Here is a 331-nt window from a genome sequence, read left to right on the forward strand (position 1 = left end):
AGTTTGAGTTACATATTTAAAGTCTTTAGCGTTTTAAACAATTACAGAATAATCGTTTTAATTTAAGTGAGTTAGCATGTTAAAAGTTAATAGTAATGGGATTGAATACTATACAAGAGAAGGACTAGAGTTACATCAAAAAGCAATGATAAACTTAGTCAGGATAATTTCTGAGGTATGCGATGATAATGATATTGACTACTGGCTTGATGGTGGAAGCCTTTTAGGGCTAGCTAGAGGGAATGGCATAATTCCTTGGGATGATGATATCGATATTTGTATACCTCAATATGATTGGGAAAGATTAATTAACCTTTTAGATGAATATTGT

At 31.4% G+C, this 331-nt stretch carries 1 protein-coding gene; it reads left to right on the forward strand.

Going from position 1 to position 331, the window contains the following annotated elements:
* Positions 1–76: 76 nt before the first annotated feature.
* On the forward strand, positions 77–331 hold a 255-nt coding region (locus tag BCT81_RS05580), incomplete at its 3' end, for a LicD family protein (RefSeq protein WP_241908169.1).

The sequence above is a fragment of the Vibrio sp. 10N.261.52.A1 genome, assembly GCF_002876325.1.
Classification (GTDB): domain Bacteria; phylum Pseudomonadota; class Gammaproteobacteria; order Enterobacterales; family Vibrionaceae; genus Vibrio; species Vibrio chagasii.